General features: G+C 53.6%; 17 protein-coding genes. 7 read left to right on the top strand and 10 right to left on the bottom strand.

The window, feature by feature from the left end; translation table 11 throughout:
• Positions 1 to 18 precede the first annotated feature (18 nt).
• Positions 19 to 1,362 (bottom strand): PTS cellobiose transporter subunit IIC, encoded by a 1,344-nt coding sequence (locus ACSIPU_RS19005; protein WP_004108481.1) that lies wholly within the window; start codon positions 1,360 to 1,362, stop codon positions 19 to 21.
• A 341-nt stretch (positions 1,363 to 1,703) separates the two neighbouring features.
• Here ACSIPU_RS19005 and ACSIPU_RS19010 point away from each other — a divergent pair, with 341 nt between their 5' ends.
• Positions 1,704 to 2,162 carry a YbaK/EbsC family protein gene (locus ACSIPU_RS19010; protein WP_004108482.1) on the top strand — a complete coding sequence of 153 codons (459 nt, stop codon included), beginning with the start codon at positions 1,704 to 1,706 and terminating at the stop codon, positions 2,160 to 2,162.
• Between the two features lie 13 nt (positions 2,163 to 2,175).
• On the opposite strand, the gene bglJ is transcribed toward ACSIPU_RS19010, so the two are convergent.
• The 4 genes from bglJ to pobA form a co-directional block, all read right to left on the bottom strand.
• Positions 2,176 to 2,856, bottom strand: a complete 681-nt coding sequence (bglJ, locus tag ACSIPU_RS19015) for a DNA-binding transcriptional activator BglJ (protein ID WP_004108483.1) — start codon at positions 2,854 to 2,856, stop codon at positions 2,176 to 2,178.
• Positions 2,817 to 3,539, bottom strand: coding sequence for a helix-turn-helix transcriptional regulator (locus tag ACSIPU_RS19020; RefSeq protein WP_004108484.1), 723 nt, complete (start codon positions 3,537 to 3,539; stop codon positions 2,817 to 2,819). Before ACSIPU_RS19020 ends, bglJ begins: the two co-directional genes overlap by 40 nt.
• Before the next feature lie 278 nt (positions 3,540 to 3,817).
• On the bottom strand, positions 3,818 to 4,687 hold the full coding sequence (locus tag ACSIPU_RS19025; RefSeq protein WP_004108485.1) for a helix-turn-helix domain-containing protein: 870 nt from the start codon (positions 4,685 to 4,687) through the stop codon (positions 3,818 to 3,820).
• Between the two features lie 23 nt (positions 4,688 to 4,710).
• Positions 4,711 to 5,895 (bottom strand): 4-hydroxybenzoate 3-monooxygenase, encoded by a 1,185-nt coding sequence (gene pobA / locus ACSIPU_RS19030; protein WP_024273698.1) that lies wholly within the window; start codon positions 5,893 to 5,895, stop codon positions 4,711 to 4,713.
• A 283-nt stretch (positions 5,896 to 6,178) separates the two neighbouring features.
• Between pobA and ACSIPU_RS19035 the strand changes: the two genes are divergently transcribed.
• From ACSIPU_RS19035 to opgB, 6 genes are all read left to right on the top strand, one after another.
• The gene (locus ACSIPU_RS19035) at positions 6,179 to 6,955 is read left to right on the top strand and encodes a threonine/serine exporter family protein (protein ID WP_004108487.1); all 777 of its coding nucleotides are present in this window, start codon (positions 6,179 to 6,181) and stop codon (positions 6,953 to 6,955) included.
• Entirely contained in the window at positions 6,946 to 7,419 is a 474-nt protein-coding gene (locus ACSIPU_RS19040) for a threonine/serine exporter (RefSeq protein WP_004108488.1), read from the top strand. Before ACSIPU_RS19035 ends, ACSIPU_RS19040 begins: the two co-directional genes overlap by 10 nt.
• A gap of 108 nt (positions 7,420 to 7,527) precedes the next feature.
• A complete protein-coding gene (dnaT, locus tag ACSIPU_RS19045; RefSeq protein ID WP_004108490.1) occupies positions 7,528 to 8,067 on the top strand; it encodes a primosomal protein DnaT in 540 nt (179 codons plus the stop codon).
• Positions 8,068 to 8,069: 2 nt separating this feature from the next.
• Positions 8,070 to 8,807 (top strand): DNA replication protein DnaC, encoded by a 738-nt coding sequence (gene dnaC / locus ACSIPU_RS19050; RefSeq protein ID WP_024273697.1) that lies wholly within the window; start codon positions 8,070 to 8,072, stop codon positions 8,805 to 8,807.
• 64 nt (positions 8,808 to 8,871) lie between these two features.
• Positions 8,872 to 9,366 (top strand): DUF2501 domain-containing protein, encoded by a 495-nt coding sequence (locus ACSIPU_RS19055; RefSeq protein WP_004108494.1) that lies wholly within the window; start codon positions 8,872 to 8,874, stop codon positions 9,364 to 9,366.
• 256 nt (positions 9,367 to 9,622) lie between these two features.
• Complete coding sequence (gene opgB, locus ACSIPU_RS19060) at positions 9,623 to 11,914, top strand: phosphatidylglycerol--membrane-oligosaccharide glycerophosphotransferase (RefSeq protein ID WP_053064586.1); 2,292 nt, start codon at positions 9,623 to 9,625, stop codon at positions 11,912 to 11,914.
• A 52-nt stretch (positions 11,915 to 11,966) separates the two neighbouring features.
• On the opposite strand, the gene ACSIPU_RS19065 is transcribed toward opgB, so the two are convergent.
• From ACSIPU_RS19065 to ACSIPU_RS19085, 5 genes are all read right to left on the bottom strand, one after another.
• The gene (locus ACSIPU_RS19065; RefSeq protein ID WP_017145046.1) at positions 11,967 to 12,893 is read right to left on the bottom strand and encodes an Rpn family recombination-promoting nuclease/putative transposase; all 927 of its coding nucleotides are present in this window, start codon (positions 12,891 to 12,893) and stop codon (positions 11,967 to 11,969) included.
• A gap of 139 nt (positions 12,894 to 13,032) precedes the next feature.
• On the bottom strand, positions 13,033 to 14,043 hold the full coding sequence (locus tag ACSIPU_RS19070; protein WP_004110359.1) for an SIS domain-containing protein: 1,011 nt from the start codon (positions 14,041 to 14,043) through the stop codon (positions 13,033 to 13,035).
• Between the two features lie 17 nt (positions 14,044 to 14,060).
• The gene (locus ACSIPU_RS19075) at positions 14,061 to 15,122 is read right to left on the bottom strand and encodes an SIS domain-containing protein (protein WP_004108501.1); all 1,062 of its coding nucleotides are present in this window, start codon (positions 15,120 to 15,122) and stop codon (positions 14,061 to 14,063) included.
• Between the two features lie 12 nt (positions 15,123 to 15,134).
• Positions 15,135 to 15,986 carry a PTS system mannose/fructose/sorbose family transporter subunit IID gene (locus ACSIPU_RS19080; RefSeq protein WP_004108503.1) on the bottom strand — a complete coding sequence of 284 codons (852 nt, stop codon included), beginning with the start codon at positions 15,984 to 15,986 and terminating at the stop codon, positions 15,135 to 15,137.
• Positions 15,964 to 16,743: a PTS mannose/fructose/sorbose/N-acetylgalactosamine transporter subunit IIC gene (locus ACSIPU_RS19085; RefSeq protein ID WP_004108505.1), complete on the bottom strand. Its 780-nt coding sequence runs from the start codon at positions 16,741 to 16,743 to the stop codon at positions 15,964 to 15,966. Before ACSIPU_RS19085 ends, ACSIPU_RS19080 begins: the two co-directional genes overlap by 23 nt.
• Between the last annotated feature and the right edge of the window lie 7 nt (positions 16,744 to 16,750).

A 16,750-nucleotide genomic window follows, 5' to 3' on the forward strand; every position in this document is an offset into this window, starting at 1 on the left:
TTTTAGCCGCCCGTTTTTTTATGCCGTTTGTTGACTCTCTTCCGCCATGCGCTGTGCCTCTTCGGCCTCCTGCGCCAGCAGCTGTTTCTCATACACCTTGAAGAACGGGAAGTAGATAATCGCGGAAACGCAGGCGAGAACGACGACCAGAATCGCCGCCCGGAAATCCCATCCCAGCGCCCACGCGCCGCCGATCGGCGCCGGAGCCGTCCACGGAACAACCGAAATCACCCGGCCGATAAGATCCAGCTTCATTGCCGCCCACGCCAGTACGGCGTTAACCATCGGCGCCAGCAGAAAGGGAATAAAGAACACCGGGTTCATCACGATAGGTGTGCCAAAGATAACCGGTTCGTTGATGTTGAAAAGGCTTGGCACCACGCTAAGACGACCAATTGAACGCAGATGCGCCGAGCGGCTACGCAAATAGCAGAATACTAACCCCATCGTCGCCCCGGAACCGCCAATCACAATGAAGAATGTCCAGAACGCCTCCATAAAAATATGCGGCAGCGGAGCCCCCTGAGCCAGAGCCTGCTGGTTCATTCCAAGGTTAGTCAGCCAGAACATCTGCAGCATACCGGAAACAATAGCGGCGCCGTGGATCCCCGCAAACCATAGCAGGTGCCCCACCAGTACCGCCAATAAAATCGCCGGCAGCGAATCCGCTGCGGAAACCAGCGGTTTAAAAATAGCCATAATGGCCTGAGGGATCAGCATATCGAAATGATGCTGGATAAGCAGACTCAAAGGATAAAGCGTCAGGACGACCACCAGTACCGGGATCAACAGATCAAAAGAGTTTTTGATCATCGGCGGCACCTGATCCGGCAGGCGAATACCAATATTATGTGCTTTAAGAAAGCGCATCATCTCAACGCAGTAAACGGCAACCAGAATCGCGGTAAAAATCCCCGTTCCGCCCAGGCTATCTACCGGCAGGTTACCGTTCGTTTTTGGCGCCGCCACCAGCAGGAAGGCCATAATCGACAGCATGGCGCACATGAAGGGATCGAGCTGATTGCTTTTTTCGTAATGCTTTCCGAGGTTATAGGCGATCGCGGCGCAGATGTAGATAGACATGATGCCCATCGTCATATCGAACGGCGTCAGAATACGCCCTTCAAACTCTTTTGCCAGATCCAGCCAGGCGCGAGCAAATCCCCAGGTGGTATCCGGCGAAAACGGCGGGTAAGCAAATACCAGAAGAAATGAACCAACAATCATAAACGGCATCGCGGAGATGAAACCATCACGAATAGCCATCACGTGACGCTGGGACGAGATGCGTCCGGCGACAGGGCTGATGTAATTCTCTACAAAGCGAAATATCAGATTAAATGCAGCATGGTTAGCAGACATGGCAGCCCTCCTGACAGGCTAGATGAACAGGCCCAACAACGATTATTTTGCCGTTGTGATGAATGCGCTTCTGCGAAGAACCCATCCGTTTGGATAAGCTACCGCCTCTACAGCTCAAGACTTTTCGATTCATCCACGGCTCTTTTGTTATAGGTGAAGCAGGGAAGTTACCTTGTCAGTATTCATATCTAAATGAATAACCGCAACCGGTTACAGTAACCGGTTGCGGCGAATGTGAAGGAGATCCAGAAATTGGAAAGATTCTTGATTATCTATCAGGGATATTTACACTTTGCGAAGCTTGTGACAGATTTTTAACAAGCCTTAATCAGGAGATTCCAATGAGTCTGCAGTCCGTGCGGCAGTTTTTTGCTGACCGCGCCCCCGATATCGAAATCATCGAACTTAATCAGAGTACGGCCACAGTAGCGTTAGCCGCGGCGGCGCATAACGTTGAACCCGGACAAATAGCAAAAACCCTCTCTTTAAAAATAAAGGAAAGGGTCGTACTTGTTGTCGCAAAAGGCGATGCACGCCTGGATAATAAAAAACTCAAGGAAGCATTCGGCGCTAAAGCGCGCATGCTGAGTAGCGATGAGGTCATTACGTTAACCGGACACCCCATTGGCGGCGTTTGCCCTTTTGGCCTGGAAGTTCCGCTGGCAGTGTATTGCGATATTTCATTAAGACAGTATCCGGAAGTGCTTCCAGCAGCAGGTTCAATACATAGCGCCGTTCGCATTTCACCCGAGCGAATGGCGCAGCTGACGGATGCTACATGGATTGACGTTTGTCTTTAATAGACGATTAGCACTACTGGGCAAGGCGCATTACCCTGGCATCATCATTGTTTGCCGATAAGCGCATTAATATATCAGCCGCGCTCAGTAGTCCCATATCAGAACTGACGCCCAGCTTGGTCATGGCATTAAATTTATGCGCCCGAATCGTTTTAATATTGCGCTCCAGCTGTGTCGCAATCTCAGGCAACGAATAGCCATAAGACATATAGCGCAGGATGGTATGTTCCGTCGGGCTCAGAATTTGACTACACATGCCCTGCTTTTGGTTTAGCGAGCTTTCATTTGCCGGGCCGCTGCGTTCGAGAAGCTGCAGCAGATGTTCCTGCAGCTGTAGCCGACAGGCTGATTTATTCAAAATGCCGTGCAGGCGTGAAGGCGTCAGATGGCTAACCAGACGCATTTCAGCTTCATCATTGGCTAAGACAATTCTTTGCATTTCAGGGCAGTAGCGTGCAATCTCATGAAGAAAGAGTAAGCTTTCAAGCCGGGATCGGCGGTTACCTGAAAGAGAAAAAATAATCGCCGAAAAATCTTTAGACTGGAACTCCCGCTTTAATGCCTGAGTATCTTTAAAGAATTGAATGCGATAATTCTTACCACTTTCATTAATTAAAATGTGGCGAAGGGCCACTTCCGTCATCGCACATTTCTCTACGATAGCGACATATCGTGCTGTGAGGTCTTTTTCCATTCAGTTTGATCTCCATAGGCTGAATAAATATTCAGCTCCTTCATTCCCTGTGCACTATTAATCCAGGCATACATCTCTGCATTGCTACGCAAAGACAAGCGGCGCATAGCACTATTTTTCTGCGCACTTATGGTTTTATTGCTCTTCTTCAATAAAGCAGCAATTTGATTAATTCCCCATCCTTTAGCGAGAAGCCGCAACACTTTTCGCTCAGAAAGCGTCAGAATGACCATTTTTTGCTGTTCGTCACCGATGTGTTCCACTTCAGGAGAGAACAATGTCTGGCTGATTCGCTCGGCGGCAAGCCCACCCGCGCGAACCACTTCGATGAGACGTTTTACCGGCTCACTGTCTGAAATTAATGTGCTTTCAGGCCGCATTAATAATTCAACCGCTAATGGGAAACAGGCACTTCCTACCATAAAGACCCAGTGTATATCCCTGTATTGCGTCATTAAGGAGTAGTAGTGTTCACAAATATTTCTTGGATTCTCTATTTCACCGGATAAATCTGCAATAACCAGTACTGCGCGCCGCAGTTGCAGCAGGGTGAGCTCATCCTGAGAACGGCAAAAACTCAGTTCATAATCGGGTAGATGCTCCCCAACAATGGCCTTCAAGCCGGACTGCATAACCGGTATTCTGCTGATAATAATGCCGAACTTACCCTGTCCTGGTAACATAAACCCTCCGCTTCCTGTCGAAGATTCACGACCGGCAGAAAAACAATTGGATGAATAACTTAATAGCCATCATATTATTTTGCCAAAATGAATCTTTATCGTCCCTGGCGAACACGCGGTACCGCGCTCTAAAGCCAATTTATATTATAGGGAGTAACATATTGCTGTTATCCCCGCCAATGATTAACATTAACACAGGTAGTTGTCAGCAATAAATTAGAAATGATTAAAAGCTTCGTTAGATACGCTAACTTAAGATATATTTAATAAATCTTTTTTCATTTTATTTTGTTCCTAAATGCTTTAGGAGATTCGCCGTTATAACGACGAAAGAAACGAGAAAAATAGGCTGCATCAGTAAATCCTAAATAATCAGAAAGTTGTGCAATCGTCATGCTGGTGTATTGCAGATTGCGACGCGCCTCAAGCATCAATCTTTGATGTAATACTCCCAGCGCGCTGCAGCCGTAGAATTCATGGCATAAATAATTCAGATGCGTTGCAGAAACGCCCGCCAGCTTTGCATAAGCGGCTAAGGGCATATGTTCGCGATAATGACTTTCTATCAGTCGAGAAAAATGACGCATGACGCTACGCTTGCGCTCAGCTTTGTCTGCCGTTATCGGCTGCGGGCGATGCTGCCGGTTCAACCACACCAGCAGCGCTCCCAGCAGGGAATGCAGCATCATTTCACGCGCGTCATACTCTTCGCGATACTCTTCGCGCAAAGCGGTGAATAGGGCCCGAATATGGCTCCGCGACGCCTTGACCGGCACGCATCGCGGCTGGCCGAGTACATCCAACTGACTGGCAAACTGACTTTCGAGACTTCCGAGCAGCGGCAGCGCCAGCGACAAGACGTAGCCTTCCGTACCCGGGGAAAAACGAAAACCATGAATACACAGCGCCGGAACGATCTGAATACAGGACTCCCTCATCACGGTCGTCGTACCTTCGATTTCAATTTCCGCCTGCCCTTTGTGCAGATATAGCAGCTGCACCAGCTCTGCGTGCTGATGCAGGCGGATATGCCATTCATAAAGATGGCTTCGCTGGAGTATCGACTCGCAGTGCAGCAGATCGGGCGTCGGCCAGCCCTGCTCTTCGCCATACAGTTTGAAAACGGGAATGGTACTCACTGCCTGCATCGGGACTCCTGAACGGTTTCTCTTTATGCCACGCGCTCCATCGGCAAACCGACATAGTTTTCAGCGATCGTGGTTAATCCGGCGCGTGAGCCAAGATAATAACGCCGATCCGCCGCCTGCATTTTTCTATCGAACTCGCTTTGTTGCGGGAAATCATGCAGCAGACGGGTCATAAACCAGCTGAATCTTTCGCCTTTCCATACCCTATCCAGCGCAAAACGAGAGTAGCTCGCCAGCAGGTCAACGCGACCATGGTGATAATATTCACGGAGGATGCGCCATAAATAGTTCACATCGGACGCCGCGAGATTCAATCCTTTTGCCCCGGTAGGCGGTACGATATGCGCCGCATCCCCCACCAGAAACAATCTGCCGTACTGCATCGGCTCCACCACATAGCTGCGCAGCGGCGCGATGCTCTTCTCGAGTGAGTGACCAATCACTAACTTGCTGGACAGCTCTTCAGGGAGGCGGCGTTTGAGTTCATTCCAGAAACGCTCATCAGACCATGCCTCAACCTTTTCACTGAGCGGGACCTGGAGGTAATAACGGCTTCGAGTTAGTGAGCGCTGACTACAAAGAACAAACCCGCGTTCGTGGTGCGCGTAAATAAGCTCCGGGTTCACCGGCGGCGTATCGGCCAGCAGCCCCAGCCAGCCAAACGGCCAGACGCTTTCGTACTCTTTCAGCACCCCAGGAGGAATACTTTGACGGGACACGCCGTGAAAGCCATCGCAGCCGGCGATAAAGTCGCACTCTAAGCGGCAGTGTTCGCCATTGCTGATAAAAGAGACCGATGGTCGATCGCTCTTTGCCTCATTAATAGTGACTTCGCTGACGCCATAAATCGTCGCCGCCCCGCATTCCGCCCGCGCGGCCATCAAATCCCGCGTCACTTCAGTCTGGCCATAAACCATCACGCTTTTGCCCGCCGTCAGTTCCGTCAGCGCAACCGGTACCCGCTTGCCCTCAAACAAAAATTCGACGCCATGATGCACCAGGCCTTCAGCCTCCATTCGCCGGGCGGCGCCGGCTTCGCGCAGCAGCTCTACCGTTCCGCTTTCCAGAATGCCCGCGCGGATCCTCCCCAGCACGTACTCAGGAGTCTGTCGCTCAAGGATGACGGTTTGAATCCCGGCGTGATGTAACAACTGCCCCAGCAGGAGTCCGGATGGGCCAGCCCCGATAATCGCCACCTGTGTTTTCATAGCATCGCCTCAGTATGGTTAATTATTTGTTTGTTTTTTGTTTATTAAAAGTTTGAATTTGCATTTTTGATAAGTCTGGCGGGAAAAAGAAGGGAGAAATTGGTGCAAAAATTGTACTTTTCACCAATCTTGCGGAAGTGTGGCGGAGTTCAAATTTCAGCGCCCCTCTGGATGCGGCGGTTTTTTACACATTGTTTGATCCGGACCGCTCAGATAAAACGCAACTTCAGGTAAAAGTATCGCCAGACACTACGGCATCGGGCATCACGGACAGCAGGTATCTATGCAAGCAGATCGGGCAACTCAGCGCGCAATCACGCGATTGTGCATTCAATGTGGTCTTTTCTTATTACAACACGGAGCGGAAAGCGCGCTGGTAGAGGAGCTTTCAACCCGCCTGGGCCTGGCGCTGGGGATGGATAGCGTGGAAAGCGCCATCTCTTCTAATGCGATTGTTCTCACCACCATCAAAGATGGCGAGTGTCTGACGTCGACGCGGAAAAACAGCGATCGCGGCATCAACATGCACGTCGTCACGGAAGTTCAGCATATTGTGATTATGGCGGAACATAAGCTGCTGGATTATAAAGATGTCGAAAAACGCTTCGCCCAGATCAAGCCGCTGCGCTATCCACGCTGGCTGCTGGTTTTAATGGTCGGCCTTTCCTGCGCCTGCTTTTGCAAGCTTAACAACGGCGGCTGGGACGGCGCGCTGGTCACTTTCTGCGCCAGCACGGTAGCGATGTATATTCGCCAGGTCCTGACTCATCGCTCCATGCATCCGCAAATCAACTTCTGCCTCACCGCCTTTGTCGCAACCACCATCTCCGGGCTGATGCTGCGCCTGCCGGCTTTCGCCAGCACGCCGACGATCGCGATGGCCGCCAGCGTGCTGCTGCTGGTACCCGGCTTTCCGCTGATCAATGCGGTTGCCGACATGTTTAAGGGACATATCAACACCGGCCTGGCGCGCTGGGCAATCGCCAGCCTGTTAACCCTCGCGACCTGTATTGGCGTGGTGATGGCGATGACAATGTGGGGGCTACGCGGATGGGCATAATCATTTATCTCTACGAACTGGCGCTGGATATGGTGCTGGCCGCCATCCCTGCCGTTGGGTTTGCGATGGTATTCAACGTTCCGCAGCGAGCGCTGCGCTGGTGCGCCCTGTTGGGGGCTATCGGCCACGGCTCGCGCATGGTTATGATGACGGCAGGTTTTAATATTGAATGGGCGACGTTTATGGCCGCCCTGGTGGTTGGCAGCATCGGCATCCAGTGGTCGCGCTGGTATCTGGCTCACCCGAAGATTTTCACCGTTGCTGCGGTAATCCCGATGTTCCCGGGCATCTCCGCCTATACCGCGATGATCTCTGCGGTGAAAATCAGCCATTTTGGCTACTCGGAAGAGATGATGATTATGCTGTTAAGCAATTTTCTTAAGGCTTCGTCTATCGTTGGTGCATTATCTATCGGGCTTTCTATTCCGGGACTTTGGCTGTATCGCAAGCGTCCGCGCGTCTAGCTAACCGCGCCGCCGGTTCGCCCGCGGCGCTCCTTCCTGAGCGACCTCTATGCTACTATGTGTGCAGCTACCCCTCTCTTTTTAGTTGTTCAGAGTTGAGATTGATTTATGTCTTCACGAATATTAACTACCGATTTTAGCGGTCTGGATGACTTCATGCAGGATCACGCGGCGGTGCTGGCAAAATCCACCGCCGGCGCCGTCGCCGTATTTGCCAACAACGCGCCCGCATTCTATGCGCTGACGCCGGAGCGTCTGGCGCAGCTGCTGGAGCTGGAAGCCAAATTATCGCGCCCTAATAGCGATATTGCGCTGGATGCGCAGTTTTTTGACGAGCCGACAGCGGCCCCCGTTGCGGTACCGATGGGTAAATTTCCGATGTATGCCGACTGGCAGCCGGATGCCGATTTCCAGCGTCTGGCCGCGCTGTGGGGCATCGCCCTCAGCCAGCCCGTCACGCCGGAAGAGCTGGCGGCATTTGTCGCTTACTGGCAGGCGGAAGGTAAAGTCTTTCATCATGTCCAGTGGCAGCAGAAGCTGGCGCGCAGCGTGCAGATTGGCCGGGCCAGCAACGGCGGCCAGCCGCGACGGGATGTCAACGCGATTAGCGAACCCGATAACCATATTCCACGAGGATTCCGAGGATGAGCATGAAAAATGTCGGCGATTTAATGAAGCGCCTGCAAAAGATGATGCCAGCCCATGTCGAACCCGCGTTCAAGACAGGTGAAGAGCTGCTGGCGTGGCAAAAAGAACAGGGCAAGCTGCGCTCTGAGGCGCTGGAACGCGAAAACCGCGCCATGAAAATGCAGCGTACCTTTAACCGCTCCGGCATCCGCCCGCTGCACCAGAACTGTTCGCTGGATAACTACCGGGTTGAGTGCGAGGGCCAGATGATTGCGCTGTCCAGAGCGCGCCAGTACGTTGAGGAGTTCGACGGCAATATCGCCAGCTTTATCTTCTCCGGAAAGCCGGGTACCGGAAAAAACCACCTTGCCGCCGCTATCTGCAACGAGCTGCTGCTGCGGGGGAAATCGGTATTGATTATCACCGTCGCCGATATTATGTCAGCGATGAAAGATACCTTCGGCAACCGGGAAACCAGCGAAGAGCAGCTACTCACCGATTTGAGCAAGGTCGACCTGCTGGTAATAGACGAAATCGGTATGCAAACGGAATCACGCTACGAGAAGGTCATCATTAATCAGATTGTCGATCGCCGCTCTTCGTCAAAGCGCCCAACCGGTATGCTGACGAACAGCACCATGGACGAGATGAACAAACTACTTGGCGAGCGCGTAATGGACCGTATGCGGCTGGGCAATAGCCTGTGGGTCAATTTTAACTGGGAAAGCTACCGCGATCGCGTAACCGGAAAAGAGTATTAAGATATTTCTGAACACCGCCAGCGTTATAATCTTTGCATGTTCAGCCACGGCGAAGAGTACGTCTATGAAATCTGCAAAAACGTTGTTCCGCACGGCGATAGTGGCCGGCGCTTTATTCACCTTCGGCGCCCACGCCACCTCCTGGCAGGATTCTCTCTCCAGCGCCGCAAACCAGCTCAGCAGCCAGAACGGTAGCCAGCAAAGCGGCGGGATGTCCCTCTCTTCGCTGACCGGTTTGCTCAACGGCGGCAACCAGTCGTTGACCTCCAGCAGCATGAATAATGCCGCAGGGATTATGTCTTATTGCGCGAAACAGAAGCTGGCTTCAGTCACCAATACTGAAAACATCAAAAATCAGGTGCTGGATAAACTGGGTCTCAGCACGCCGGAAAAACAAAAAGAAGACACCAGCTATCTTGAGGGTCTTCAGGGTTTGCTGACCAGCAAAGATGGCCAGCAGCTGAATCTGAACAACCTTGGCAGCAGCCCGCTGGCGGAAAAAGTCAAAACCAAAGCCTGCGACCTGGTCTTAAAACAGGGCGTGAGCTTCCTCTCCTGATTTATCCTCTTAATGCCGCGTTTGGCGGGTTACCCTGGCCAACGCGGCGGCAACGTCTGTTTTTTAACATCTTTGCCCGGAATCCCCTGGCTGACTGGATGTGAAGCAGATCAAAAACGGCGATTTCTAAACCAATTCTGAACCACAGCACAAATTCATGACGTTACAATTGCGGCAATATTGCGCTGCAATTACAGTGTAGCGTGGAAAAAGATCTATCTGGCCAGCAGACAACTGGCGTGAATGAGGATGAGCTGTGTCAGAGTTGTTATCCATCGCCCTGTTTCTTGCCTCGGTGATGATTTATGCATTAAAAGCCGGTCGTAATACCTGGTGGTTCGCCGCCACGCTCACGGTGCTGGGCCTGTTCGTTATTCTGAATATTACCCTCTACGCCAGCAATTACTTCACCGGCGATGGTATCAATGACGCGGTACTTTATACGTTGACCAACAGCCTGACGGGCGCTGGCGTGGGCAAATATATCCTGCCTGGCGTTGGGCTGGTCGTGGCGCTGGTCGCGGTATTTGGCGCACTCGGCTGGGTGCTCCGCCGCCGCCGGCATCACCCTCATCACTTTGGCTACAGCCTCGTGGCGCTGGTTCTGGCGCTGGCTTCAGTGGATGCCAGCCCCGCTTTTCGCCAGATTAGCGAGTTGGTTAAATCCCAGTCCCGCGATGGCGATCCTGACTTCGTGGCTTACTACAAAGAGCCATCAAAAAGCATCGCCAATCCGCAACTGAACCTGGTGTACATCTACGGCGAAAGTCTGGAGCGCACTTATTTTGATAACGACGCCTTCCCGGACCTGACGCCGGAGCTCGGTAAACTCAAAAGCGAGGGGCTGGATTTCAGCAATACCGCCCAGCTGCCCGGCACAGACTACACGATTGCCGGAATGGTCGCCTCTCAGTGCGGGATCCCGCTGTTTGCGCCGTTTGAAGGCAACGCCTCGGCCTCAGTTTCCAGCTTTTTCCCGCAGAATATCTGCCTTGGGGATATCCTGAAAAACTCGGGTTATGAGAACTACTTCGTACAGGGCGCGAATCTGCGCTTCGCCGGAAAAGATGTCTTCCTGAAGTCTCACGGCTTCGATCATCTGTACGGCGCGGAAGAGCTAAAAACCACGGTTGCCGATCCGGCCTATCGTAACGACTGGGGCTTCTACGATGATACGGTGCTTGATGAAACCTGGAAAAAATTCGAAGCGCTTTCGCAGTCCGGTAAACGCTTCTCGCTGTTTGCTTTGACGGTCGATACCCATCATCCGGATGGTTTCATCTCCCGAACCTGCCAGCGCAAAAGCTACGACATGGACGGCAAAAAGAACCTCTCCTTTAGCGCCGTCTCCTGCAGTCAGGAGCACATTGCGGCGTTAATCGAGAAGATTAAAGCTTCTCCGTGGTTCAAAAATACGGTCATCGTAGTGTCATCCGATCACCTGGCGATGAAAAACAGCGCCTGGGATTATCTGAATAAGCAGGATCGCAGCAATCTGTTTTTCGTCCTGCGCGGCGATCAACCCCAGCAGGATACGCTGGCCGTCAAACGTAATACCATGGATAACGGCGCGACAGTGCTCGATATTCTCGGCGGCGATAACTTTATTGGCCTTGGCCGCAGCAGCCTTTCCGGAGAGTCGCTCTCCACCGTGTTCCTCAATATGAAAGAGAAAGTGCTGGCGTGGAAGCCGGATATCATCCGCCTGTGGAATTTCCCCAAAGAGATGAAGAACTTCACCGTTGATGCGCAGAAAAATATGATCTCCTTCTCCGGCAGCCATTTCCGCCTGCCGCTGCTGCTGCGCATCTCCGACAAACGCGTTGAGCCGCTGCCGGAAAGCGAATACTCCGCACCGTTGCGCTTCCAGCTGGCCGATTTCGCGCCGCGTGATAATTTCGTCTGGGTCGACCGCTGCTACAAGATGGGTCAGCTGTGGTCGCCGGAAGTGGCGCTCTCCACCAACTGGTGCGTATCGCAGGGCCAGCTGGGAGGCGAACAGAAAGTCCAGCGCGTTGACAAAGCCCAGTGGCAGGGTAAAACCGCGTTCAAAGATACCCTTATCGATATGGAACGTTATAAGGGCAACGTCGATACGCTGAAGATAGTCGATAACGACATTCGCTATAAAGCCGACAGCTTCCTGTTCAACGTTGCCGGCGCGCCGGAAGAGGTGAAGCAATTTAGCGGTATCTCTCGACCGGAAACATGGGGGCGATGGTCTAACGCTCAGCTCGGCAGCGAAGTGAAAATTGAATATAAGGAGCCGCTGCCGGAGAAATTCGATCTGGTGATTACCGCCAAAGCCTACGGTCCGAATGCCAATAAGCCGATTCCGGTACGGGTAGGCAGCAGCGAACAAACGATCGTCCTGGCTAATGATGTCACCACCACTACCCTGCATTTCGATAATCCGTCGCGCAGCAGTACGTTGACGATTGCGCCGCCGGACCCGCAGTCCACGAACGAGGGCAATATTCTCGGCCACTCCCCGCGTCAGTTGGGCATCGGTATGGTTGAAATCAAAGTGGTGAAAAGCGAAGGGTAACCCCTTCCACCCGGCGGCTTTTGCGCCGGGTCGCGGTGACTGGGTGCGGATATTAGCTATGCAGCGGCTTTAACTCATCCGCTGAGAGCCCGGTAATCCGCTGAACCGTCTCGGTATCTAAACCGTTTTGCAGCATACTGCCGGCAATGCGCAACGCTTCCCGCCGGCTACCTTCCTGCAGACCTTCCAGGCGCCCTTCTTGCCGGCCTTCCTGTATCCCTTCCTGCTTGAGTTTTTGAGCGATAGACATCAACCTCTCCTCATATTGTGGCAGACGGCGGGCCAACCGGCGGAGAAACACGCTCGGATCGGCGGTGTTGCCGTACTGCAGCATATAATGAAACAGCACTCTCAACTGCCTGCGGTTAGTGTATCCCAGCATGACAAGGGTCGCCAATGACTCCGTAATCCCGCTGAGATCGCGCTGGCGAATATGCTTTTGCATCAGTTCCAGCAGCGCGACCCGCCGGTGCTGAACAATTTCATCGTCCGGTATCACCGTCACATCAACCAGCGGAAACGGACAGGCATACAGCGTCCTCGCCATCTGCGGGTCGGCAAATTCGTCCAGCCAGTTCAGGGAAAAGGGATAGGGGCTGGTCGCACCGTGATAAAAAAGCATCGGCACCACCAGCGGTAGCGTTTTGTGCCCGGCGTCGAGGTGACGCTGCATGGCGGCAATCGCATAGCGCATCAGGCGAAAAGCCATATGGTTATCCGGCGAGCTCTGATGCTCTATCACCACATACACATATCCCAGGCCGCAGGGGGTTTGTACCGACCATAGTACGTCCGAGTACCAGGCGCGCAGATCTTCATCGACAAAGCTCGCCGGTTCCAGCCGCAGGGTAGAAAAATCACATCGCTGACGGATCGCTTCCGGCAGGTGCAGCGTGAGAAAATCATTTGCCGTTTCCGGGTGGCGAAGAAATCGCTTAAAAACCGCATCATGCGGCGTTGAGGTCATCCGTTTTTTCATGGCCGTCCGCTTGCCAGAAAGAGAAGGAAAGCCGGACTCTACCATCAGTTTTTGACCCGTTGGGTTTGACGATAATTTTCTGGGAAGCGCCTCGGAGAATAGCGCGGCGGCCAGCCGGGCTGGCCGCCATCAGCATAGCTTAGTAATCAAACTGACGATAATAACGACGGATATTAAGGTCGTGTCCGGTATGATGTTCAAAGTGGGCCGCCAGCCGGTCCACCAGCAGAGTAGAAACGACACACGGCGCCATGATCCAGCGGAAAGCATCATCAATACCGTTCAGCGGATAGTCACGCGGGTCGATAACCACCAGGTGGTCGGTGATCTTCTCAGCAAAGCGCTCAACGCGCTCATCCAGCGCCCGACATTTACCCTCGCCTTTCACCAGGAACAGGGGGACCTCTTTTTCCAGTAACTCCAGGGTGCCGTGGAAAAACTCAGCCGAACTCACCGACTTGGTCCGCTTCCACTGCATCTCTTCGAGAATACACATCGAGAACAGATAAACCTCGCCCCACATTTCCGCCCCGCCGATCCACATCATATAGTCGCAGCCGTGATACTGAGCGGCAATTTTATCCGCCTGCGGATCGAACTGGCGTTTGGCCTGCAGAAGATTTTCCGGCAGCAACTCCAGCTGGCTGGCAAAACGATCGTAATGGGCGAAATCGCCGTGACGATAAATGACGCGGAAGAATAACCAGTAGAGCAGCATATATTCATATTCCACGCCGTTCTTGTGGCACATCGGAATATGCCAGCTCGCCGCCTCAGCTAATGGCGAATCGGCATTACGGGTAATGGCCACGACGCGAATCCCCTGTGCTTTGCACCATTCGGCAATGGCCACCGACTCTTTGGTATCGCCGGATTTGGATAACGTCACCACCACCGCATCTTTATTTAATTTTTTATGCCCGCGATGGATTAATTCCGCCGCCTGCTCAAGATAAACCGGCACGCCAGTTAATTCTTTAGCAAACTCATTAATTGCCATCATCGGAGCTAAAGAACCGCCTACCGAGGCGAAAAATAAGGCGCTGCAGCCGCTGTGATAAATATCGTCGGCGACGGCTTCCGCCTGTTTGCGCGCAGCGATGATTTCGCGAGCACTGGTCAGGTACTCGTCCTGATTAAAACCCAACATAGTTTTCTCCTGAATAATCAGATTTTACTTTTTAAGACGCGGTCAAAATCGTCAAAAATACGTTTAGCCAGATCGATGCCTTTCAGTCCGGCGGTATGCCAGGCCAGCATCTGGACGGGAACAATCAGCAGCAGCGGCGCCAGGTGATGTTCACACGGGCAGTTTAGCGCCAGCGTCTGCGCATCCTCTTCATCGCTCAGCGTCAGCGTAAAGGCGCGGGCAATGGACGGCGCCATATAGTCCCGCAGCGCCCGGGTCCGCCCATCCGGCGCATCTTCAATAAACAGCATCACATGGCGGCAATTCGCCTCAAGATAGGGACCATGCATATAAGCTTCCAGCTCAAAGCCGCTGGAAGGCACGCGCACCGTTTCGGTAAATTTAGTTTCAAACTCTTTCGCAACCCCAACCAGAGCGCCATAGCCGGTGGCGACAAAGCGCTCGCCGCCCCGCAACGCTTCGCCATGCCTGTCGATAAACCGCGAGGTGCGGTCAATGACATCCGGGATCGCCGCCGCCAGCCGCTGCAGTTCGGCAAGATAGCGCTGCTCCTCGGCCTCGCTGGCTTTTCCCTGGCTACGGGCGATGGTCAGCGCCATCAGCAGCAAATTCAGCACCGTCGCGCTAAACCCTCTGGTGACAAACCCCACGCTCTCAATCCCGGTGTTGATATCCAGTATCCCGTCGCAGGCCCGGGCTATCGGGCTTTGCGGATCGGAGGTCAGAGCAAAAACCGGCAGGCTCAATGCCTGCACCTTACGCATCGCCTCCAGCGTTGAGGCGCTTTTACCGCTCTGCGAAATCGCCACCACCAGATCGGTATGCGGATCGACCGCCTCGTAGTGCGTAAAGTTGTACGGCTCTTTAATCTCAACCAGGACGCCGAAGCGCTGCTCAAAGAAATAGCGCGCGCACAGGGCGGCGTTCAGCGACGACCCGGTCGCCAACAGCAGAATGCGGCGCACCGGGTGCTGGCGGGCAAAAGTCTCAATCGCCGCCAGCTTTTGCCGGTAGTCGCGCAGGATCTGCGTCAGACAGGCCGACTCCTCGCTGATATAGGTCATCATCGTTGCTACCATTTTCGACTCCTGTTAAAACAAGCCAATCCACGAACCCAGAATGCCCACCAGCGCCATCCCCCCGATAATAGAGAGCGGTTTAACCTTGCGCCCCAGCAGCCAGTAAACGATGCCGAAACTTACCAGCGGCAGCATGCAGGGCAGAATGTCGTTGATAATGTCCTGCACCTGGGTTTTCGCCTCTCCGGCGCCGAATGCGATGGGGATGGTGATATCAATCATTGAAGCGGTCATCGCCCCGACCACCATCAGGCCGATAATCGACGCGCCGTAGGTCAGGCTCTCCATCATTCCGCTCTTCTGGATGCGCTGCAGTACCCCGGTGCCCAGCACATAACCCCAGCGGGTAAAGAACCAGCGCACCAGGATGTGCGGCACGTTAAACACCAGCAGAAACAGGATGGGACCGAGAATGTTGCCTTTCAGGGCCAGGCTGGTGCCGATGCCGGTGGCGATCAGGCGCAGCGTGCCCCAGAAGAAGGAGTCCCCCAGCCCGGCCAGCGGCCCCATCAGCGACGCTTTGACGTTATCAATCGCGTTGGCGTCCATGTTCTTCTGCTGGCTATTCTTCTCCTCCATCGCCGCGGTGATCCCCAGCAGCAGGGTGACGATATGCGGCGTGGTATTGAAAAACACCAGATGTCGCTTTAACGCCCCAGCCAGCTCCTCTTTGCGCGGATAGAGCTTTTTCAGCACCGGAATCAACGCGTAAACAAAGGCAAGATTCATCTGCCGCTCATAGTTCCAGGAGAACTCCATCTGGAAGGAGCGCCAGAAGACCCGGCGTAGATCGCGCGGCGTAATACGGGCCTCTTCCTGCGCCTGCGGCTGCAGAGTTTCTTCAGAAATCATCTTCGTCGTCATCGCTGACTCCTTGTTCTGTCGTCGTACGAGGTGAGCTCAACGCGGTGACGTTAACCATGACCACCGCCACAATAGCGCCGAGAATGGCGATGCCGGTTACCGGAATTTTCAGGTAGGCCATCAGCACGAAACCGAGGAAAAAGTACGGCGCAACTTTCTTATTAATCAGTAGCCTGGCGAGCATTGCGAAGCCGAGGGCCGGAATGATGCCGGTGGCGACGCTGAGCCCGTGTTTGATAAATTCCGGGATCGTGTCAAGCAGGGATTTCACCGCATTGCTGCCGACCAGGAATGACACGGTGACCACCGTGGCGAGCATCAGCGACAGCCCGAAGCCAGCAATCAAATGCATACGTTCAATGCCGCGGGTATCCGCCCGCTCCGCATAGCCGTCAGCCTTCTGGCTGAGCATCGGAATAAACATCCCCAGATAGACGTTTTTCAGGATCAGCGTCAGGGTGGCGATGGGCAGGCCAAGCAGCAGCGCCGTTTCCGTTCCCGCGCCGGAGGTAATGGCGAACGCCACGCCGAGAATACCGCCGGTTACTACATCAGGCGGAATCGATGCGCCGACCGAGAAAGAGCCAATAAAGGCCAGCTCAAGCGTCGCGCCCATGATGACGCCGGTTTGTACATCCCCCAGCACCAGCCCGGTCAGCAGCCCGGTCACGATAGGCCGCGAAATCAGCGACGTTCCTAATGCATATTCCGATTGCGCGATAAACGCCACCAGCCCCAGTAAGAGAGCCTCTACCATAATCTGT

Source organism: Klebsiella sp. HN106 (assembly GCF_051209435.1).
Classification (GTDB): Bacteria; Pseudomonadota; Gammaproteobacteria; order Enterobacterales; family Enterobacteriaceae; genus Klebsiella; species Klebsiella oxytoca.

What these genes read in the sequence shown, in the direction of transcription:
- ACSIPU_RS19005 (WP_004108481.1), bottom strand. Translation starts at nt 1,362, where the DNA reads ATGTCTGCTAACCATGCTGCATTTAATCTGATATTTCGCTTTGTAGAG.
- ACSIPU_RS19010 (WP_004108482.1), top strand. Translation starts at nt 1,704, where the DNA reads ATGAGTCTGCAGTCCGTGCGGCAGTTTTTTGCTGACCGCGCCCCCGAT.
- bglJ (WP_004108483.1), bottom strand. Translation starts at nt 2,856, where the DNA reads ATGGAAAAAGACCTCACAGCACGATATGTCGCTATCGTAGAGAAATGT.
- ACSIPU_RS19020 (WP_004108484.1), bottom strand. Translation starts at nt 3,539, where the DNA reads ATGTTACCAGGACAGGGTAAGTTCGGCATTATTATCAGCAGAATACCG.
- ACSIPU_RS19025 (WP_004108485.1), bottom strand. Translation starts at nt 4,687, where the DNA reads ATGCAGGCAGTGAGTACCATTCCCGTTTTCAAACTGTATGGCGAAGAG.
- pobA (WP_024273698.1), bottom strand. Translation starts at nt 5,895, where the DNA reads ATGAAAACACAGGTGGCGATTATCGGGGCTGGCCCATCCGGACTCCTG.
- ACSIPU_RS19035 (WP_004108487.1), top strand. Translation starts at nt 6,179, where the DNA reads ATGCAAGCAGATCGGGCAACTCAGCGCGCAATCACGCGATTGTGCATT.
- ACSIPU_RS19040 (WP_004108488.1), top strand. Translation starts at nt 6,946, where the DNA reads ATGGGCATAATCATTTATCTCTACGAACTGGCGCTGGATATGGTGCTG.
- dnaT (WP_004108490.1), top strand. Translation starts at nt 7,528, where the DNA reads ATGTCTTCACGAATATTAACTACCGATTTTAGCGGTCTGGATGACTTC.
- dnaC (WP_024273697.1), top strand. Translation starts at nt 8,070, where the DNA reads ATGAAAAATGTCGGCGATTTAATGAAGCGCCTGCAAAAGATGATGCCA.
- ACSIPU_RS19055 (WP_004108494.1), top strand. Translation starts at nt 8,872, where the DNA reads ATGAAATCTGCAAAAACGTTGTTCCGCACGGCGATAGTGGCCGGCGCT.
- ACSIPU_RS19065 (WP_017145046.1), bottom strand. Translation starts at nt 12,893, where the DNA reads ATGAAAAAACGGATGACCTCAACGCCGCATGATGCGGTTTTTAAGCGA.
- ACSIPU_RS19070 (WP_004110359.1), bottom strand. Translation starts at nt 14,043, where the DNA reads ATGTTGGGTTTTAATCAGGACGAGTACCTGACCAGTGCTCGCGAAATC.
- ACSIPU_RS19075 (WP_004108501.1), bottom strand. Translation starts at nt 15,122, where the DNA reads ATGGTAGCAACGATGATGACCTATATCAGCGAGGAGTCGGCCTGTCTG.
- ACSIPU_RS19080 (WP_004108503.1), bottom strand. Translation starts at nt 15,986, where the DNA reads ATGACGACGAAGATGATTTCTGAAGAAACTCTGCAGCCGCAGGCGCAG.
- ACSIPU_RS19085 (WP_004108505.1), bottom strand. Translation starts at nt 16,743, where the DNA reads ATGGTAGAGGCTCTCTTACTGGGGCTGGTGGCGTTTATCGCGCAATCG.